The following is a 17,790-nucleotide window of genomic DNA, read 5'->3' on the forward strand; positions in this document are numbered from 1 at the left end:
AAAATCATACTAGCTCTAAAAAGAAATCAATTTTAATACACTCTTTAATCAAGAATGAAAAGATTTCCTTAACTATCTTCAATTTTCCGAGTTAAACATTTTTGTTAATGTATTTTCTAAGCTATAATCCTTTGATAAGTCACCGATAAAACTATGCAACTTAGAAGAATCTCCTTTCAAAATTTCTATTTCATTTTTTCGAATATATTTCGAATTTACTTTGACTTCTATTATATGATCTGATAATTTTTCAAGAAATGAAAGGATTTCTTTTATCTTATTAGTCCTTCCTGTACAAATATTTACTGTTTCTGAAACAATTCCAGATATCAATAAGTTATAATAACATTTTACTATATAGTCAATATCATTAAATTCTCTATAAACATCTAAATTTCCTAGTTCAATAATTGGCTTTTTTTCCTTGAAATGAGATACAATTTTAGGAATTAGAAAATCCTGCGATTGTCCAACACCTGTGTAATTAAAAGGCCTTGTGATAATAATATCTAACTTAGAAAAATATGCCTTAATCATATTTTCCATAACCAGCTTACTGTTTCCATAATGATTGATAGGGTGAGGACATAAATCTTCTGAAAGCGTTTCCCCAATATTACCATAGACCGCAGCGCTACTTACAATGATTATTTTTTCTGGATTTATATTAGATTCAATGATAGCGTCCAAAAGGTTTAATGTACCAAAAACATTAACCTTATACATATTCTCTTTATGACTTGCTTCAACGAAAGATACTGCTGCTGTGTGTATAATGTAATTTGGCCGTAAATTTTTTATAATTTTATCAACTTCTTCTTTTTTTGTAATATCACATAAAAAATGATTTTTATTTTCAGGTGTTTGGAATGTTGTTCCAAATACCTTCCATCCTTCACTCAGAAAAAATTTCTCTAAATGTACTCCCGTAAAACCTGTAATACCAGTTATAAAAACAATTTTTTCAGAAAGATCCTCCATTAGTATTTCGTTTAATATCACTTTTTACCATCATTTTGGCAAGTTCTTCAAGAGTTGTTTTTGATTCCCATCCCAAATCTTTCTTCGCTTTAGAAGCATCTCCTATCAACAAATCCACTTCTGCCGGCCTATAAAATTTCGGGTTTACTTTTACAATTTCCCGTTGTGTTTTTAAGTCAATTCCTACTTCATGTTCATTCTTTCCCATCCATCCAATATCAACACCTACGGTTTTAAATGATAAAGTAACAAAATCCCGAACTGTGTTTGTCTGGTTTGTTGCTAACACATAAGTATCCGCTACTGGTGCTTGCAACATCATATACATCCCTTCCACATACTCTTTTGCATAACCCCAATCTCTTTTTGCATTGAGATTTCCTAGTTCTAGTACATCTTGTTTTTTTAAATGTATTTTCGCTACTGCATCTGTAATTTTTCTGGTCACAAATTCTTTACCCCTGAGTGGGGATTCGTGATTAAATAGAATACCACTAGTTGCAAATAAATCATATGATTCTTGATAATTCAATGTAGCCCAATGGGCAAAAACTTTTGCAACACCGTAAGGGCTTCTAGGGTGAAATGGAGTTTCTTCGTTTTGCGGAATTCTAGTAACTTTCCCAAACATTTCTGAAGTTGATGCCTGATAAAATTTAATTTTCGGATTTATTGTTCGAATTGCTTCTAATAAATTCATAACACCAATACCCGTAATATTAGCAGTTGCTATTGGTTGCGTAAAAGAAACACCAACAAAACTTTGAGCAGCTAAATTATAAATCTCATCGGGCTCTACTTTCGCAATTATTCTATATGCACTAGACAAATCGATCAAATCATATTCTAATAAATGAAGGTTTGGATGATTTTCTATTCCTAACTCTTCTATTCTCCAAAAATTAGTAGAGCTTGTTCTTCGATAGGTTCCATAGACTTCATAATCTTTTGACAAAAGTAACTCGGCCAAATATGCTGCATCTTGGCCCGTAATACCTGTGATTATTGCTTTTTTCATTTTAATTTTTTCAAGTTTGTATATAATAAACCACAACTATCCTAAAGTTTATGTTTTTAGGTAAACCGAGAACAGAATTTTCTAGTTTGGAAAGAAATTATAATTTAGTTAAACTTTTCCTATGGACTAAAAGTAAAGATTAGCCCTTACTTAGACAAATTATAGATTTAATTATTATTAAGGTCTTTTTATTATAAAATTACATCATATTATTGATGTTAATCTTTGGAAGATTTAACAAAAGTAAAATCCATATTGTCTTAGTTCACTTTTTCATTCATATTATTTTTAATTATCAAAATAAAATCTTCTGCTGATTTATTCCAATTATATTTTTTTACATTTAAAAAACCTTTTGATATTAACGCATTTCTCTTTTTTTGATTAGTTAAAACATCATAGATTTTATTTTTTATATCCGAAACACTTCGGGGGTTACAATACTCGGCAGAATCTTGATAAACCTCAGGCAAAGATGTTACGTTAGAAATCAAACAAGCAGTACCGCATTTTTGTGCTTCTAAAGGAGGAATACCAAAGCCTTCAAATAACGATGGATACATAAAGAGTTCTGCTTTATTATATAGTTCAACTAATTCTTCATCTTCAATATATCCTGTAAACTTTATTTTTTCTTTTTTTATTGGTTCCGGAATCTCTAAATCAGAAAAAACTGTTCCTCGGGCTCCAACTATTACTAACTTATGTGGAATACTTAATTGATCAAAAGCTTCGATTACACGTGTCATATTTTTTCTTGGATCTAAAGAAGAAACCATTAAAATCATAGCTTCTTTATTCACCTGTTTTTTCACAAATGCTGATGAAGGTGCAGCATAAACAACATTAATTTTTTCTGAAGGAAGGTTATATGTGTTAATTAAATCATTTTTCACATAATTACTGTCTGTAATTATGTGTTTTGAGTTTTTCAGGCTCATAGGTATAAACCAATTATAAGTCAATTGAAAACTTTTGGAAAACCATTCTGGATGATGTTTAAATGCAAGATCGTAAACGGTCATTATCTTATTCCTATACCATATCGGTCCTATTCCAACAAAGTTTATAAGTAAAGGGTTTCCTTTTCTTTTTAAAAATATAGGTAGATCGATCTGTTCCCATAACTGACCTTCTAGTTTTCCTATGGCAATACTATTAAACTCTTTAAAAAGAGGGTTTAATTTAGCTTTTTTAGGCGCAATGAAAGTAATTCTTTTTTCTAAAATTTCCTTTGGTAATAATTTACATATTTCAATTGCATATCTCTGAACACCTGTCACTTTTTGCGTTAAAAACCTAGCATTGACATAAATCATATTTTTATTTTGTTTTTTTAGAAGACAACAAGATAAGTGAAACATATAATCCAAAAAATAAAACTCCGTCCGAACGAGAAATTATATTCTCTGTTAGCATTACAATAGAGATAACCATAAAACCATAAAACAAAGCACTATTCCTTACTGCTATTAACTTTTTAAAAGAATAAAATAGGAAACTACAAAAAGAAAATAATGTTAAAACTCCTGAACCAATCAAAAAAAATAAATATTGATTATGCGAATTATAGCTTTGCCATTTATAAACCTTAGCTCCTATTTTTTCATCGTAGCAAGCAGATAACTCGGCTTGCATATCTCCAATACCAGTTCCAAACAACCAATTTTCTTTAACTAATATTCCATCACAATAATATATTCCACTTCTAACATTGGTAGAATTAAAATTATAAATATCATTTCCTTTCGTTGGTAAGGTAAATACATTGTCAACGATCTCAGATACTTTAGTATTGATAGGCTTTATAAAAGTATATAAAGAAAATAGTGTTATTATTGAAAATAATATTATGCTTGAAAAAGTTCTTATCGAAACTCCCTTGAACAATATCCAAGTTAAAATAATTGCAACAATAGATGCTAGTATAGGCATTCTTGCAGAGATTACAAACATCCAAAAAATTAACATCCCAACCACTAAGATCGCAGGTATTTTATATTTTAATTGCCTCCAATCAGATTTGAATTTAGAAATAAGCCAAAAAACAACAAAAGATATCCACAACCCTTGATATGTGGGGTGCGAATCAACCAATTTCAAAATAAAGTTTCTCAATCTTCTTATTTTTATTTGTTGAATCTGATCCTGACTTATTGAACTTAAATGATGTAAATTATTTCTTTTGATTTCAGAGATACTAAGATCATTAGTTATGATATCAAAATTAAAGAGTAGAAGTAGCATTTGATATAAAACAAAAATTATCACTGAGCAACAAAAAAAATTGATAATCCAATCAATTCGTTTCTTTGTGAATGCCCGTTTGTTCAAATAAAATATTATAGGAAGAATAGCAAAAGGAAGCATTCCAATTAACCTTTTACTACCTTCAGACACATCCTTAGAATACAATAAGCTGAAAATCAATAGCATAAAAGATATAACTAAAAAGATAATTATCGGCTTACTATATTTATCTTGATTGATTTGAAAACTCTTATTTTTAAGTAATGATAGAGTCCCGAAAAAAATCCAAACAATAATTATTATTGTTCGAATACCAAAAGTTAGTATAGGGAAAATGGATAATAGATAAGAACATATTATAAATATATTATTCAAACGAAATTCTGAATCTAACCCTAATAAATATTTATAGTTATTCAATTTCATAATTCTCGTTATCCATCCAATATCTAAAAACTAATCCAAGACATATACTCATAACCGGCAATTCAATAACATTAGTGGTAATTCCATAGGCAAAGACGTACACGGATAATATATAAAATAATTTTTCTACTTCTGTATTTCGTATTTGCTTATTATAAACGCCTCTAACTAAAAAAGCGTACACAATAAAAGCACCAATACCAAAAATAGCAATAAGATATACAAACAGATTATCCGCTGGATGCGATAGTTCAGGCTCAAAAATATTTTGTGGCACACCTATTCCTCCTATTCCTCTTCCGGTAATAAAGTTTCCAGACTCTGAAATCAATTTATAAGCTTCAGGCCAGGTGCGTTCTATTCTCATTTCAAAAGATCTTAGAAAATTACTACTTGTTATATCATCAATAGAAAATGACCAAGAAATTAAAGGAAGAGCTAGATTAACAAACAATATAGCTATTAACATTGTTTTTTTTGTAGAATCTGAAATATAATTCCAAAGCAATACTAGTAACGAAATAATGCCGTAGGTCATTAAAATCCCCTTAGTATCCGTAAAATATATAGCAATACCAGCCAATATCCATATAATCTGAATTTTAGACTTTTTAAGCATATATATAATCGCTAAAAAAAGAACATATGCAGCAGTTTCATAAGAAGATCTTCCCAGTCCGGAAAGTCTCCTTGTTCCTAATGAAGTCCAAAAACGATTGCCTTCAATTGTTTTTCCATAAACCTCATAATTAAAACCTTCCCAAGGAAAAATAAAAACTAGATTAAGAAGTACACCTGCAATACCAATAATCAGTATGATCTTATAAAAATGTTTATAGCTCAATATTCTTTCAAAAAAAGGATACATTACAAATCCATAAAAAAGAGGTGTTAAAATATAAACTCCCATAAATACCTGAAGAATAGTATTTGTATAAATAACACCTATAATTAGAGCCAAAAGTAGCATAATCGAAAGTGCTAAAAAGTTTCTTTTGACTTTAACTTGATTCAAAAAAGACACAAAATGTATACAAACCACAACCACCATTAGTAATTGAGAAATATAAACAATAGGAAAAAATGGGGAGTCTAAAAGATAATAACGAAAAACAGAATTAAAAATTCCTAATAGAAGTACTATATAAAAAGTGACACCTTCAAGATTAAAACTAATTTTCATTAATCATCATAATTATTAAACATATTTGTTAAATCTATGTTTTTGGGTAAATTTACATTTTTATACGATATCTAATTATTTGTAAAAGATTTTTCCCAAACTTGAAAATGTCCATCTCTCTTTATAATTCTAAAATCAAGTTGTGAAAGAATATCTTCGCACTCTTGAGCCTCTTCATTAGTTAATATGCCCGCAAACGGATGAACTTCGAAAAATATCATTTTAAATTTTGCGATTTCTTCTTTCTGATTTCTAAAAAGTTCTAATTCACCTCCTTCGATGTCCATAATCAAAGTATCGAAAATAAGATCGTACTTTTTTTGTAATGAATCAAAGGTAGCACCTGATATGCTAACTTGGTTTCCTGTTTTTCTTTTAAGACTTCCTCCTACAATCAAATCATGAATGTAAAATGGGATTTCTTTTTCTTTGGTTATCACCACATTTTCGACAGAAAAAAAACAACTATTCTCCGCTTTATTTTTTTCAATCCACGGTATCAAATTTGGATTAGCTTCTAAAACTAGGTGTTTTGTTTTGTCATTAAGTATTTTATTAGTCAAGCAAGATACAAACCCTAAACAACCACCAAGCTCAATTACCGTTGCATCCGGAGATAAATATTTTGAAAGATATTCAGCCTCTTCTTTTTCATATGTATCAAAAACAAAACGTCCTCTGAATTTAAAATTAGTAAGCGAGAAGGGTATTTTTATAGAAACTCCGTTGCTCTTATATTCTTTAATGAAGTAGGTAAAATAAAAACCTGCTAAAGTAAGCCTTGCGTTTTTAGGAAATAGTTTTATTTTTCTTAATCCAGAATAAACACTTTTGGGCAACGAATTTTTTATCTGTTTTTTAATTTTCACCATTACTTTAATTCTTTCATTGTATTTGTTTCAAACTATTCTTTTAAAAAAAGAAATGAAATCAATTTTTTAATTCCTTATATACTTTTATATATTCATCAATCATGCTTTCTAATGAAAATGACTTGTAAAGGTAATCTATATCAAAATTAAATGTATTTAACTCCTTTGGATTTTCTAATATTAATTGCAGTAAATTTTTTAACTCTTCGTTCAAAGGGTTAAAGGTAAACTTAGAATTATTACTTAATATTTCTTTGATACCACCTTTTTTACTTCCTAATACAGGAACATTGTTCAATATTCCTTCTAATACAACTCTACCAAATGGTTCTTCCCATAAAGAAGGAACTACCAAAACATTTATGGTTTTAAAAAAAGTTTCTTGTTTTACATATCCCATAAATTCTACCTTTTCTTTGGGTAAAAAACTTAATAAATAATCCTTGTATGATGAATCTACAACTCCAGCTATATATAACTTCCAATTATCATACTTAGTAAACTCTGCAATACATTTCATTAAGACTTCAATTCCTTTTGCTTTATTTACCTGTCCGATAAAGCCAAATTTTAAAAAGGTTTGTCCATTAAAATTTGCGTTTCCTGATAGCTTTTTTGTGATATCGAATCCGTTATAAATTACTTTTTTATCCGAATACTTAAAATAACCTTCTTGTATATGATCCTTTAATATAAAATCGCTAATTCCTATAACCCTATCCACAAATTGAGATTTAGTCTTCTTTACCTTAGAAAAAAGCATACATTCCGTACACTGTTTAGTACAATTATTATTCTTAAACTTATTGGTTTTAGGGCATTGTAAATAATAGTCCCTAAGCGTATGTACAACTTTAATTTTATTGGTTTTAGCAATATCCCAAATTGCTACAGAAAATCCTGTAAGATTGTTTGTGTGAATTACATCTGGATGAAAAGCACTAATTATTTCATTAACATTTTTATTATATTCTTTATTATATATATCTGTAAAATGCCATTTTAACTTTTTAATTTTCGAATATTTTACTTGATCAAAAGGCCAAAATGAATTTTTAATCTCAAGACGATAAATAGATACACTATTTATGACTGTTTTCTCAGTTTTCTCACCCAATGTCAATACAGCCACTTCTATTCCTTTTTTGCTCATACCTTCAGCAATAGCCTGAACAGAAATTTCCGCACCTCCTACTTTATATGGATGATATAATGTATTGACAATTAAAACTTTCAACTAAATATTTTCTTTTCTTTGAATAAAGTTTTGATTTTTTTCTTAAAATGTAAAAAGCATAAAACCAGAACAGCAACAAAGATGATAATTTTTATACTTAAAAAATGATACGTTTCTAAATATGATATATAACTTATCAGTGATACTATATAAAATGCCAAAGGTATGAAGATCATATAACGCACAGGATATTGTATCTCAACGAATCTATTATAAAAAAAACTTAGAGATATTGATAGTAAAAATTTACTAATCAAAGTAGCTATTGCTGCTCCCAAAATCCCGTATTGAGGAATAAATATAATATTAAGTATAACGTTTAATATCGCTGCCAATATTGTAAATATAGGTATAATGCGATTTCCTCGACCTTGAATATCATAAAATAAAGCACTCACGAAAAAATAGTAAACTCCGTGAAATACAAACGCAAATGAAATACAAGGTATTACTATCCATGACCTATGATATGCATTTGGAGTAATCAACATAATCATTTCCTTTCCAAAAAAAGATAGTCCTAAAGCAATTATACAATAAAAAACAATGAGCAACTTTGCAATTTCCGGAATAGATTTTTGGTCATTATTCTTTATTTTTTGATTAAACCAAGGAACAAAAGCCTGGTTTATCCCTGAAGCAATTAAAAAAACAATACTACCGAAGTTATTTCCGATACTATAAATTCCAACTAATGATGTATTCACTAACTTATTAATAATTATCCTGTCAATAAGCATTGTAGTGACTCCAGATAAGGTATGTGGGATTAATGGAAAAGCATATTTTAAAGATTTTTTGAGTATATCAATATCAATTCCGAAGGTTATATCCTTTCTAAACCTTGATAAGGTATATATAAAAAAAACAACATTGGTTATTGCTAAAGATCCCAAAACACCTTTGGCGCCCATATCTAATAAGATTACACTGGTTAACAACAGAATAATATTTACTAAAAAAAATATCGCATTATTTTTTCCAAAACGAACTCCTTCTTGTCTTGCTTGTAACGAGCTCTGATATATGGTATAACAGGGATTAAAAATAACAGATATTAAACCAAGGGCCATGAAAGGAAAAAAATCAACATCTTCTAAAAATGGTAGTAATAGCCACTTCCTACCTAAAAAGATAATTAATGTAATTACAAAGCTATTAAGTAAAACAAAGGTAATTATAGTTCCAAAAAGCTTTTTTATCTTTATTTGGCCATCTTTAAACTCATAATAAAACCTATTTAATGTACCAGGGAGTGACAACAAATAAAATACATTTAGAAACGCATTAATTGCAATTACGATTGCTACGACTCCATAATCATAGGTGGATAAATAAATCGTCAAAATGGGAATCAGAATAAAATTGATCCCTTTTTGAAGTAGCATTAAAATGCTATAAATCCCAGAATTTTTAAGAAGCTTTTGTTGACTCAATTCATTAGGTTTTTCATCAATAATTACTAACTAATTGAATATTTTCGGAATTTCGATTTGTTTCGAAAAGGTTTTCAATTTCCATTTTCCTATATAATAATTTATCAGATGGAATAAAAAAAGACCTAAGTTTTAATTCACTCCCAAGAATGATCGACAGCGTCTCAGCAACTGATGAGAAAAAAAGTCCAACCTCTTCTGGAAATTGTGGTGAAAATAGAAAATGTAGCTCTAAAGGAAGTTTGTTTTTTATAACTTTCCAATGAGGCATTTTTGCAATTAATTCTAAAACCTTATCGGATTCATTTCTATGAGCATAATACTCTATTATAATTCCTGGTTCATATTCCTTTCTATAGTACCTGTCAATATCTTTAAGCAAGCTAAGATAAAAATCCAGAGTAACCAATTTAGAATCCACTAGACTTTGTCCAACGAAGGCAATTTTCTTTTCAATCTTTGAACTTTTTTTTGTTTTTTGACCTTTGATATAAGAAAAAGTATTTTCTAATATATGGATATGATCTTTTACTTCCACTTTTTTAGCATAGTAAGAAAAAAAGGTGTATTCTCTAGAGATTAAATACGGTTTTACTAACAAAAAAGAATAAAGTATTTTTTTTAGTTTATAAGCTTTCGTATTGTAACCAAACGTATCTAGAAAAGAAATATCGTCTAATGTTCTTGTACCATCATCTACAAAAACATTTTTTGTGTCATATAAATTTGCATAAGTAGCTTGATATATAGATCTGAAATGTCCGATAATGATATACTCATAGTTCTCAATATTAGACTTATTTTTTTTTAAGTTTTTTAAGAACAGTATTCTTTTTAAGAAACTTGGATTTCTAGGAATTTTAATCGTTGATACAGTGGCCTTAATATTTAGTTCTTCTATTAATAATGCTATTTGTCTTTCATTAGTAATATTCCCATCACTAAAAAAAGTAATATCTATACTTTTAATTCCTAAATATTCTTTTGCTTCAATAGCATTAATTAACTGTAAAGGAGATGCTATAATAAGTTTTGCCTTCATAAAACTGTATCTAAGGAGAAGTCATTTTATCAAGCGTATCTAAAGAGTTTTTACTAAAATTTCTTCATAAAATTCTCTAACAACACCTTCGCCCCCTTTTTTAGAAAGTTGTATAATACCTGGAATATTTTTGATTTTTTCTAAAGCATTAGATGGACAAGCCGATAATCCAACTGCACTTAACAATTCTAAGCAATTAATATCATCACCTATATAAGCTACATTATCAATTTCAATTCCTTCCTTTTTACAAATTTCTAAAGCAGCTGATAGTTTTCCTCCATCACGTTTTCCTTGATATAAATAATCAACCTTCAATTTATTTGCTCTTCTTTTTACCAACTCGGTATTTTCTGATGTTATGATAGCGGTTTTCACTCCGCTCTCACGGATCAATTGAAAAGCCATTCCGTCGTGCGTATTGAATTTCTTTAACTCATCCCCATTTTCACTATAATACATTCCTGCATCAGTTAACACTCCATCAATATCAGAAATGAACAATTTTATTTCTTTCTGTGATCTGACTGGGAAGAGATATTTTTTCATTAAAATTTCTGCTCTTTGCCAATCATCCTCTTCGTCCAATTCTACATCCGTATATTCTGGCATTAAAGATATACCTATATTTCCTGAGAGTCTATTTTGATAATCTTTGATCTGTCCAACAGTGTTTATATAAAAAGCACCATTCTCCATATAAGTTCCTTCAAAATCTTGCCTTCTAGGTCGATTGTAAGGGTCATAGTTTATAGGATCGCCTTTGATATTCCAAAAAAAACGTTTGGATAGTACACAAGAGAGAACACTGTCATACTTATGTTCTTCAAACACCCTAATTCCTGCTCCTAAATCTTTTGCGGTTAATAAAGGTGATGTAGCTTGAATTAAAATAAAGGCATCATTTTCTTCTAACTTTCTTGCTTCTAAATACTCTAAAATAACACTCTCTGTTGATGAACTATCCTGAGCATTATTACTATTTCTTTTAAACACCGATACTTTATTAAAACCAAAGGAATTTACTACCGCCTCAATTTGTTCGTGATCTGTAGCAATAACAACTTCATTAATAGTATTAGTCTCTACAGCAGCTTTAATAGTCCAGTATACTAATGGCCTGCCACAAAACTGTTTAATATTCTTTAAAGGAATGGATTTACTACCTCCTCGAACGGGTATGAACGCAATTGTTTTCATTGTTTTCGATACTTGAGTTTATCTCTTTGTACCTGTTCTATTTCCAGAATTTCCGTTTGTTTATAGTTCAATGCTTTAAAGGTTGCTAATAAGTCTCTACATAACTTTCTTAAACCTGTAGGTTCTAAAGAAGCTGCATGATCAGTACCTTTCCATGTTCGATCTTTGGTGAAATGCCTTTCCACCCAAGTTGCTCCTAGCGTATAAGCTGCATTATCAATAGCAATTCCGAGATGATGTCCAGAAAATCCAATATCCTTAACTCTATGGCCATATTCATTCTTTAATCTAGAAATTTCTAATAAACATACGTCCTTAAATGGAACCGGATATCCAGAGGTGCAAGAGTATATAACTAATCTGTTTTTTGCTTGATTTGTTTCTTCAAAAAAAGAGATAATCTGCTTTTCTTCTTCCTGATTTGTCATACCAAATGACAAATGCACTTCACCAGTATATTCATCTCTTAAGACACGAAGCATATCAAAATGATTATTACAAGCAGACGGAACCTTTAACATAGCAGGATTGAATGTTATCATTTCTCTTGCCGAAGTAACGTCCCAAACGGATGTAGAATATTCTATCCCTATTTCATCACAATAAGCTTTAAGCTCTTCGTGCTGTTTTACTGTAAATTCAAGAAATTCTCGATGCGCACCGTAAGTGTCCCCATAAGAATTACTAGGATTAGGGTGTGGAGCATTATACTGTTCTTCTGTTAATAATTCTTTATTATTTCTTTTCTGGAACTTAGCAACATCAGCATTACATTCTTTTGAAAGGCGTAATAGCTCTTTAGCTATTTCCATATCACCTTTATGATTACAGCCTATCTCTGCAATTACTTTTGGTTTTTTATACTCCATATTTATGATATTTAACCTATTATCATAACAGGTTAATAATTATTATCATTCCCTATATTCTATGCTTAGAACAATATAGAGAACTACTATTAAATAAAGAGCGTAAAAATACTTAAAATATCTTATAGATTTCTTCTTATTAGAGTTTACTAACGTAGTTTATAATTAGGAATTACGATAATAGATTGGTTATTCTAATAGTGTTTGGAAAAACTTTGAAAAAAATGGTATATTGAATTTAATTCTTTTTCTTCTTTTGAATTAATTTCCCTCCTCCTTTTTTCATTTCATTTTTTATGTTATCCACTTTCTTTCGAAACAAAATTTTTCTTTTAATATTAGCAAAACTATAATCAAAACGATAAAAAAGATATGCCATTATTATGACGAATGTTATAAGAAACAGCACCAAATAAAAATTATACGAAGTACTACCTAGAATTATCATTAAAATAACAAAAATCAGGTTAAAACCACCAATAATAAAACTTGCTTGCTTGTGTGATAATTTAAAAGTGTCTAGTAAAATATGATGTGTATGGTTTCTATCTGGTGAAAACGGACTCTTTTTGTTTGCAACTCTAATAGTAAATACTCTGGCGGTATCAAATAGCGGGACAATTAATATGCTAATAGCTATTAATGGTATATTTTCTAAAAGGAATGGTAAATTGTTGTAGGATTCTGGAGATAATGCTAAAAACTTAAGAGTTAGTGTACTTATAATAAAACCAACAATTAAGGAACCTGTATCCCCCATAAAAATCTTTTTATTGGAAGATAGATTATAACTTAGAAAAGCAATTAAAGAACCATTTAGAGCCAATGATATAAGAACATAAAAATATTCTCCTGTTAAATAAAAAATAGTAGTATAAATTACTAAAATAACAATTCCAACAATAGAAGCTAAACCATCTATCCCGTCAATCAAATTGTACGCATTTATAATAGTCAACATCATAAATCCACCAACCATATAATATACATAAACAGGTATTTCATGTATTCCCAAAAATCCATTTAATGATGTTATTCTAAAACTTTCATTACTTAATATAAAAAGAATTGCTAACAATTGTGCAGCTAGTTTAGTATAAGGAGAAAGTACCAACAAATCATCTTTTAATCCAATAATAAAAAGAATAGTTAAACCTGGAATAAAATAAATTGCCTCATCATGAGTGTCCCAATTCTTAAGAAAAAAAAGAGCGAAAATTAATGTATAAAAAAAAGATACTCCCCCTAATGTGGGTGTCTTTTTTACATGAGAGCTCCTGATATTAGGATTATCCATCAAATTCTTATATTCTACAAGACCAATGATTTTAGGTATTGTAAAATACGTAAGGGTATAAGCTCCGATAAAATAAAGTAATGGATAATATACAGGCAATGCTTCTAAGTTTTTTCAAAAATAGCGAATTTAAAGATTCTAAATTAGTATTTTCGAATAATTTCAACTTAATTGTAAACGTTATCGAAGAATAAAATATGTCATTTTATTTGCTAAAGTTACTCTATCAAAATCTTTTACTATAGAATTAAATCCTTTATTATAAGAGCTTTTTTCGTTTACAATCCTATTCATCCCAGTCAGAAACTCTATTTCATTTTCGGGTTCAAATGTTTCTCCAACTTTGTAGTCTTCAATTAATTTTTTAGCCTCTCCCTCTACCCCTAATAATATTGGTTTATGCATCGCACATAATTCAAAAATTTTTGAAGGGATTACGTGCTTAAACGTATCAGATTTCTTAAGGTTAACTAGTGCTACATCTAAAATTGAAATATAATTTACAACTTCTTTTTTTTCGACAGAGGGCAACATGGTAACATTATCTAACTGAAGAGAATTTTTGAGGGTTAACAGTTCTTCTTTTTTAGCCCCATCACCTAAAAAGAGAAAGTGTATTTGTTTATTCTGAACTTTTTTAGCACATTTTAAGATGAAATCTAAAGCATGTGCCATGCCGTGTGTTCCTATATAACCAATTATTATTTTATCTTCTAGTTTTAGTTTCTTTAATAAATCAGTATTTTTTTCAATAGGTTTAAACAAGTATGAATTTACACCATTTTTAACTACTTCTATTTTTGAGTCATTAATGTTATGTTTTTCAATTAAAACTTCTCTAAATGAATCAGTTACTACCACAATCTTGTGTGCCGTTTTATACATTCTTTTTTCTAAAAACTCAAAAAATCGAATAGCCGGATTTGCCCCCATAGCGCCTACAGCTTTAATAGATTCTGGCCATAAATCCCTTACTTCCATAATCCATTTTTTGCGTTTCCAAAAGGATAACCACCTTCCAGAAATGGCTGTAAAAAATTGTGGAGACGTTGCAACAATAATATCGGTTTTTACAAATATCCCAACAATAAAGGAGCTAATCATAAAACTTATATAATCTAATATCCGCTTAACAAATCCTTTATTCGCACTAATATATGTCCAAACACGAATAACTTTTATACCGTCTACTATTTCTTTTTGGTACAATTTGTTTTTATAGCCGTCAAACACTTTGCCTTTAGGAAAATTTGGGGTACAAGTAATTACGGTTACCTCAATCCCTTCTTTAGCCCATTCTTTGCAATGTTCATAGGTTCTTGTGGCTGGAGCATTTACTTCCGGTGGAAAGTTATCTGTAATAAAAAGTAGTTTCGTCACTCTCCTATAAAATAAGTATTATAATCTTTCTCTGCGATGAAATCAACCCATTTAATAAATTCTTTGGCAAACAAGGTGTTGTGATTTATTGTTTCTACTTCGGTACTTCTTAGGATTTTGTTTATCCATTTTTCAAAAAATAAAAACTTGATATTATTCCCTAATTGGTTTTTATGGTTTTCTCTAGCTAGTCTATTATTAAACATAGAAAAACTATGAAAATTTATATTGATATAGGTCAGTTTTTCTATATACTCTTTTGTCGATTCAATAGTCAAGAAATCCGGGGATAAATTTATAATTTCTGTAACTCCTGGTTTAACGGATTTTACTTTAACAGATGTAACAGGATATTCTGTTATACCCTGTTCTGTCTGGTAAGGAGGATATTCTTGAGTGGAACCGGTAAGCAAATCAATATTAACAACATCATTGTCCTTATGCAAAATAGAACTAGTTTTAAAACCAGACTCAGACAACGCTTCATAATAACTATCATTTACATTATATCCTCCAGGTCTAAAATTGTTTACTGAAATCCCTTCTTCTTCGAAGAAATTCTTACTCCAAGCTAGAAGTTCCTTTTGTTGATTTTTATTATACTTTGAAAATTCATCTTTTAAAGTTTCAAAAGAAACAGGAAGTTTGTACGCATGTATGTGCGGTTCTATTCGGATATTGTCAAAAGATTTTAAACTATGTACTAACAGTTTAACAGAATCAATATATTCAGGAAAAGATATCTCTTTACATTTGGGAGATAAACTTATGTAGAAAGTCCCTTTTAAGTTTCTTTTTTTTAGTTCATTAGCAATAATCATCCCTCCCAGAAACACACTCGCATGATAAGTAGGATTATAGCTTAACTTGCTAACAATAGTTTCGATATCGAAAGTTAAATATACTTTTTTACTCATTAAAAACAATTTCAGTAGTTACTTCTTCATTTGGAGCAATATCACAAACGATCATGGTTTCTTTTTCTTTCCATATTCCAAATTCTGGATAAAATTCTGTACTTACAACCTCGTATGAATTGGACGTTTGAATAGTGGCTACTTTTCTATTTGTTTCTTTTTCTACAATTTTACCATTAATAAAATTAAAATCTGGAGTTAAATGAAAAAATAGTTTCGATTTTCTATCCGTACTTGCAATAAGAGTATCCTTTATTATAATAGTATTCTCTTTTTTGATCAATCTTCTTTTATGAGTAATCTCATTCGAAAAATCATATCCTTTTACAGTTCCTTCAATATCTAAATTGTCGGGCTCTAAACATTTTGTATTGTAATCAACACTGGCTTCTCTAGCCATCCTGAATGAGCTCCAAACCTCAGATTGATTAAAATCGTCATATTGTAGTACGTTATGACTTTCTGTTGCTCTTGAGTATTCTCTTCTACTACCTGAATTATATTCATAGGTTCCTGAATTGGTAAATATCTTTTCATTACCTCTAAAATATTCAAAACTTAAAGCATCACAATGGACATGGCCGGGTTGATTACCTCCAACTACTTTGGCACAATCAAAAACAAGATGTTCCTTATCTGTTTTAACTCCAATAAATCCATTTATATCAAAAACCTCTTCTTTTTGATCAAATTCTCTTTTAAAAATTTTGTAATAAAAATCGTTTAACTGATCAAATTGGATCCCATTATTATCTACGCTATCATTGAAGAACAGATATTGATTCACGTTTGACAAAAGCCTAACATTATTAAATTGTTTATGAATAAGGTTTTCCAGTTTTTCATTATTTTTCTGAAACAAAAACACTTCCATCAGGTCTTCTAAAACAATACCGGCATACATAGGAGAATATTCTTCATGCATTCCAAAATCCGAAAATTGAGGGTAAACAAATTTTTCAACACTTCTTATCTCCTTATCAAACCGTGAAGTGCTAAAAAAATGTTTACACCATATAAGCGCTTTCCAATTTTTGATCAAATGATTTCCTAAAATATCTAACTCAGGATTTTGAGACAAAAATTCGGCCTGAATCCAAAGAAGTTTCAGGAAAAAAGATTCAAATTTTTTGGTAAACTCTCTACCCACTAAGGTGTAAATTTTGATCCAACTTATCAATCTTAATGATATGGCATAAGAATTCCAGTTATCTTTTCCATAGCCTTTGGTTCCCAATGGGTTTTGAACAAACCATTCTGAAACTGTATTTTCTATATAATCAATATATTTTTGATCTTTTGTTTCTTTATACTTAAAAGCAATATCAAATAAGAATTCGTGATAATTAAGATTTAACTTCCAAAGTCGTGTTCCTTGATTAAGTTCTTCTGAATGCCAAACTATTTTTTGATCAAAATTGATTTTATGGTTTAAAAAAGAAATTTTATTTTCTAAAACCTCATTTATTTCATCCAAATAGTAGGTTCTTTCGTTTAAAACAAACTTAAGATCAGCGTTTATTTTAGTTGTTTCTTTTTTAAATTTCTTCTCTAATCTTTTAAAGAAAAAACTCCCATTTCTTTCGTAAAGATTCCGTTTCAGGATATATTTCAGTCTATAAATAACCTGAATAGGATGAAGGTTTTTTATCGTATAATAATATCTAATAGCCGAGATCATA

Annotated in this window: 15 protein-coding genes; all 15 read right to left on the bottom strand. The window is 29.2% G+C overall.

Annotation, left to right across the window (positions count from 1 at the left end):
* Positions 1-78 precede the first annotated feature (78 nt).
* Positions 79-981 (bottom strand): GDP-mannose 4,6-dehydratase, encoded by a 903-nt coding sequence (locus Q0829_RS11260; RefSeq protein WP_298542606.1) that lies wholly within the window; start codon positions 979-981, stop codon positions 79-81.
* Entirely contained in the window at positions 965-1,999 is a 1,035-nt protein-coding gene (gmd, locus tag Q0829_RS11265; protein ID WP_298542608.1) for a GDP-mannose 4,6-dehydratase, read from the bottom strand. The genes Q0829_RS11260 and gmd overlap by 17 nt, the downstream gene beginning before the upstream one ends.
* A gap of 260 nt (positions 2,000-2,259) precedes the next feature.
* Entirely contained in the window at positions 2,260-3,318 is a 1,059-nt protein-coding gene (locus tag Q0829_RS11270) for a glycosyltransferase family 1 protein (RefSeq protein ID WP_298542611.1), read from the bottom strand.
* A gap of 4 nt (positions 3,319-3,322) precedes the next feature.
* Positions 3,323-4,669, bottom strand: a complete 1,347-nt coding sequence (locus tag Q0829_RS11275) for an O-antigen ligase family protein (RefSeq protein WP_298542613.1) — start codon at positions 4,667-4,669, stop codon at positions 3,323-3,325.
* Positions 4,662-5,858 carry a hypothetical protein gene (locus Q0829_RS11280; RefSeq protein ID WP_298542616.1) on the bottom strand — a complete coding sequence of 399 codons (1,197 nt, stop codon included), beginning with the start codon at positions 5,856-5,858 and terminating at the stop codon, positions 4,662-4,664. The genes Q0829_RS11275 and Q0829_RS11280 overlap by 8 nt, the downstream gene beginning before the upstream one ends.
* A gap of 71 nt (positions 5,859-5,929) precedes the next feature.
* Complete coding sequence (locus Q0829_RS11285) at positions 5,930-6,730, bottom strand: FkbM family methyltransferase (RefSeq protein ID WP_298542618.1); 801 nt, start codon at positions 6,728-6,730, stop codon at positions 5,930-5,932.
* Between the two features lie 58 nt (positions 6,731-6,788).
* Positions 6,789-7,967 (bottom strand): glycosyltransferase family 4 protein, encoded by a 1,179-nt coding sequence (locus Q0829_RS11290; protein WP_298542621.1) that lies wholly within the window; start codon positions 7,965-7,967, stop codon positions 6,789-6,791.
* A complete protein-coding gene (locus Q0829_RS11295; RefSeq protein ID WP_298542625.1) occupies positions 7,964-9,403 on the bottom strand; it encodes an oligosaccharide flippase family protein in 1,440 nt (479 codons plus the stop codon). The genes Q0829_RS11290 and Q0829_RS11295 overlap by 4 nt, the downstream gene beginning before the upstream one ends.
* Positions 9,404-9,419: 16 nt before the next feature.
* Positions 9,420-10,445 carry a hypothetical protein gene (locus tag Q0829_RS11300; protein ID WP_298542629.1) on the bottom strand — a complete coding sequence of 342 codons (1,026 nt, stop codon included), beginning with the start codon at positions 10,443-10,445 and terminating at the stop codon, positions 9,420-9,422.
* 39 nt (positions 10,446-10,484) lie between these two features.
* Entirely contained in the window at positions 10,485-11,645 is a 1,161-nt protein-coding gene (locus tag Q0829_RS11305; protein WP_298542632.1) for an acylneuraminate cytidylyltransferase, read from the bottom strand.
* Positions 11,642-12,514 carry an N-acetylneuraminate synthase family protein gene (locus Q0829_RS11310; RefSeq protein WP_298542634.1) on the bottom strand — a complete coding sequence of 291 codons (873 nt, stop codon included), beginning with the start codon at positions 12,512-12,514 and terminating at the stop codon, positions 11,642-11,644. The genes Q0829_RS11305 and Q0829_RS11310 overlap by 4 nt, the downstream gene beginning before the upstream one ends.
* A 238-nt stretch (positions 12,515-12,752) precedes the next feature.
* Positions 12,753-13,910 (bottom strand): MraY family glycosyltransferase, encoded by a 1,158-nt coding sequence (locus tag Q0829_RS11315; RefSeq protein WP_298542637.1) that lies wholly within the window; start codon positions 13,908-13,910, stop codon positions 12,753-12,755.
* Positions 13,911-13,991: 81 nt separating this feature from the next.
* Positions 13,992-15,191, bottom strand: a complete 1,200-nt coding sequence (locus tag Q0829_RS11320) for a glycosyltransferase family 4 protein (RefSeq protein WP_298542640.1) — start codon at positions 15,189-15,191, stop codon at positions 13,992-13,994.
* A complete protein-coding gene (locus Q0829_RS11325) occupies positions 15,188-16,108 on the bottom strand; it encodes a hypothetical protein (protein ID WP_298542643.1) in 921 nt (306 codons plus the stop codon). The genes Q0829_RS11320 and Q0829_RS11325 overlap by 4 nt, the downstream gene beginning before the upstream one ends.
* Positions 16,101-17,789, bottom strand: a complete 1,689-nt coding sequence (locus tag Q0829_RS11330) for an alginate lyase family protein (protein ID WP_298542646.1) — start codon at positions 17,787-17,789, stop codon at positions 16,101-16,103. The genes Q0829_RS11325 and Q0829_RS11330 overlap by 8 nt, the downstream gene beginning before the upstream one ends.
* Between the last annotated feature and the right edge of the window lies 1 nt (position 17,790).

Origin of the sequence: uncultured Aquimarina sp. (assembly GCF_947492405.1) — a bacterium.
GTDB lineage: Bacteria > Bacteroidota > Bacteroidia > Flavobacteriales > Flavobacteriaceae > Aquimarina.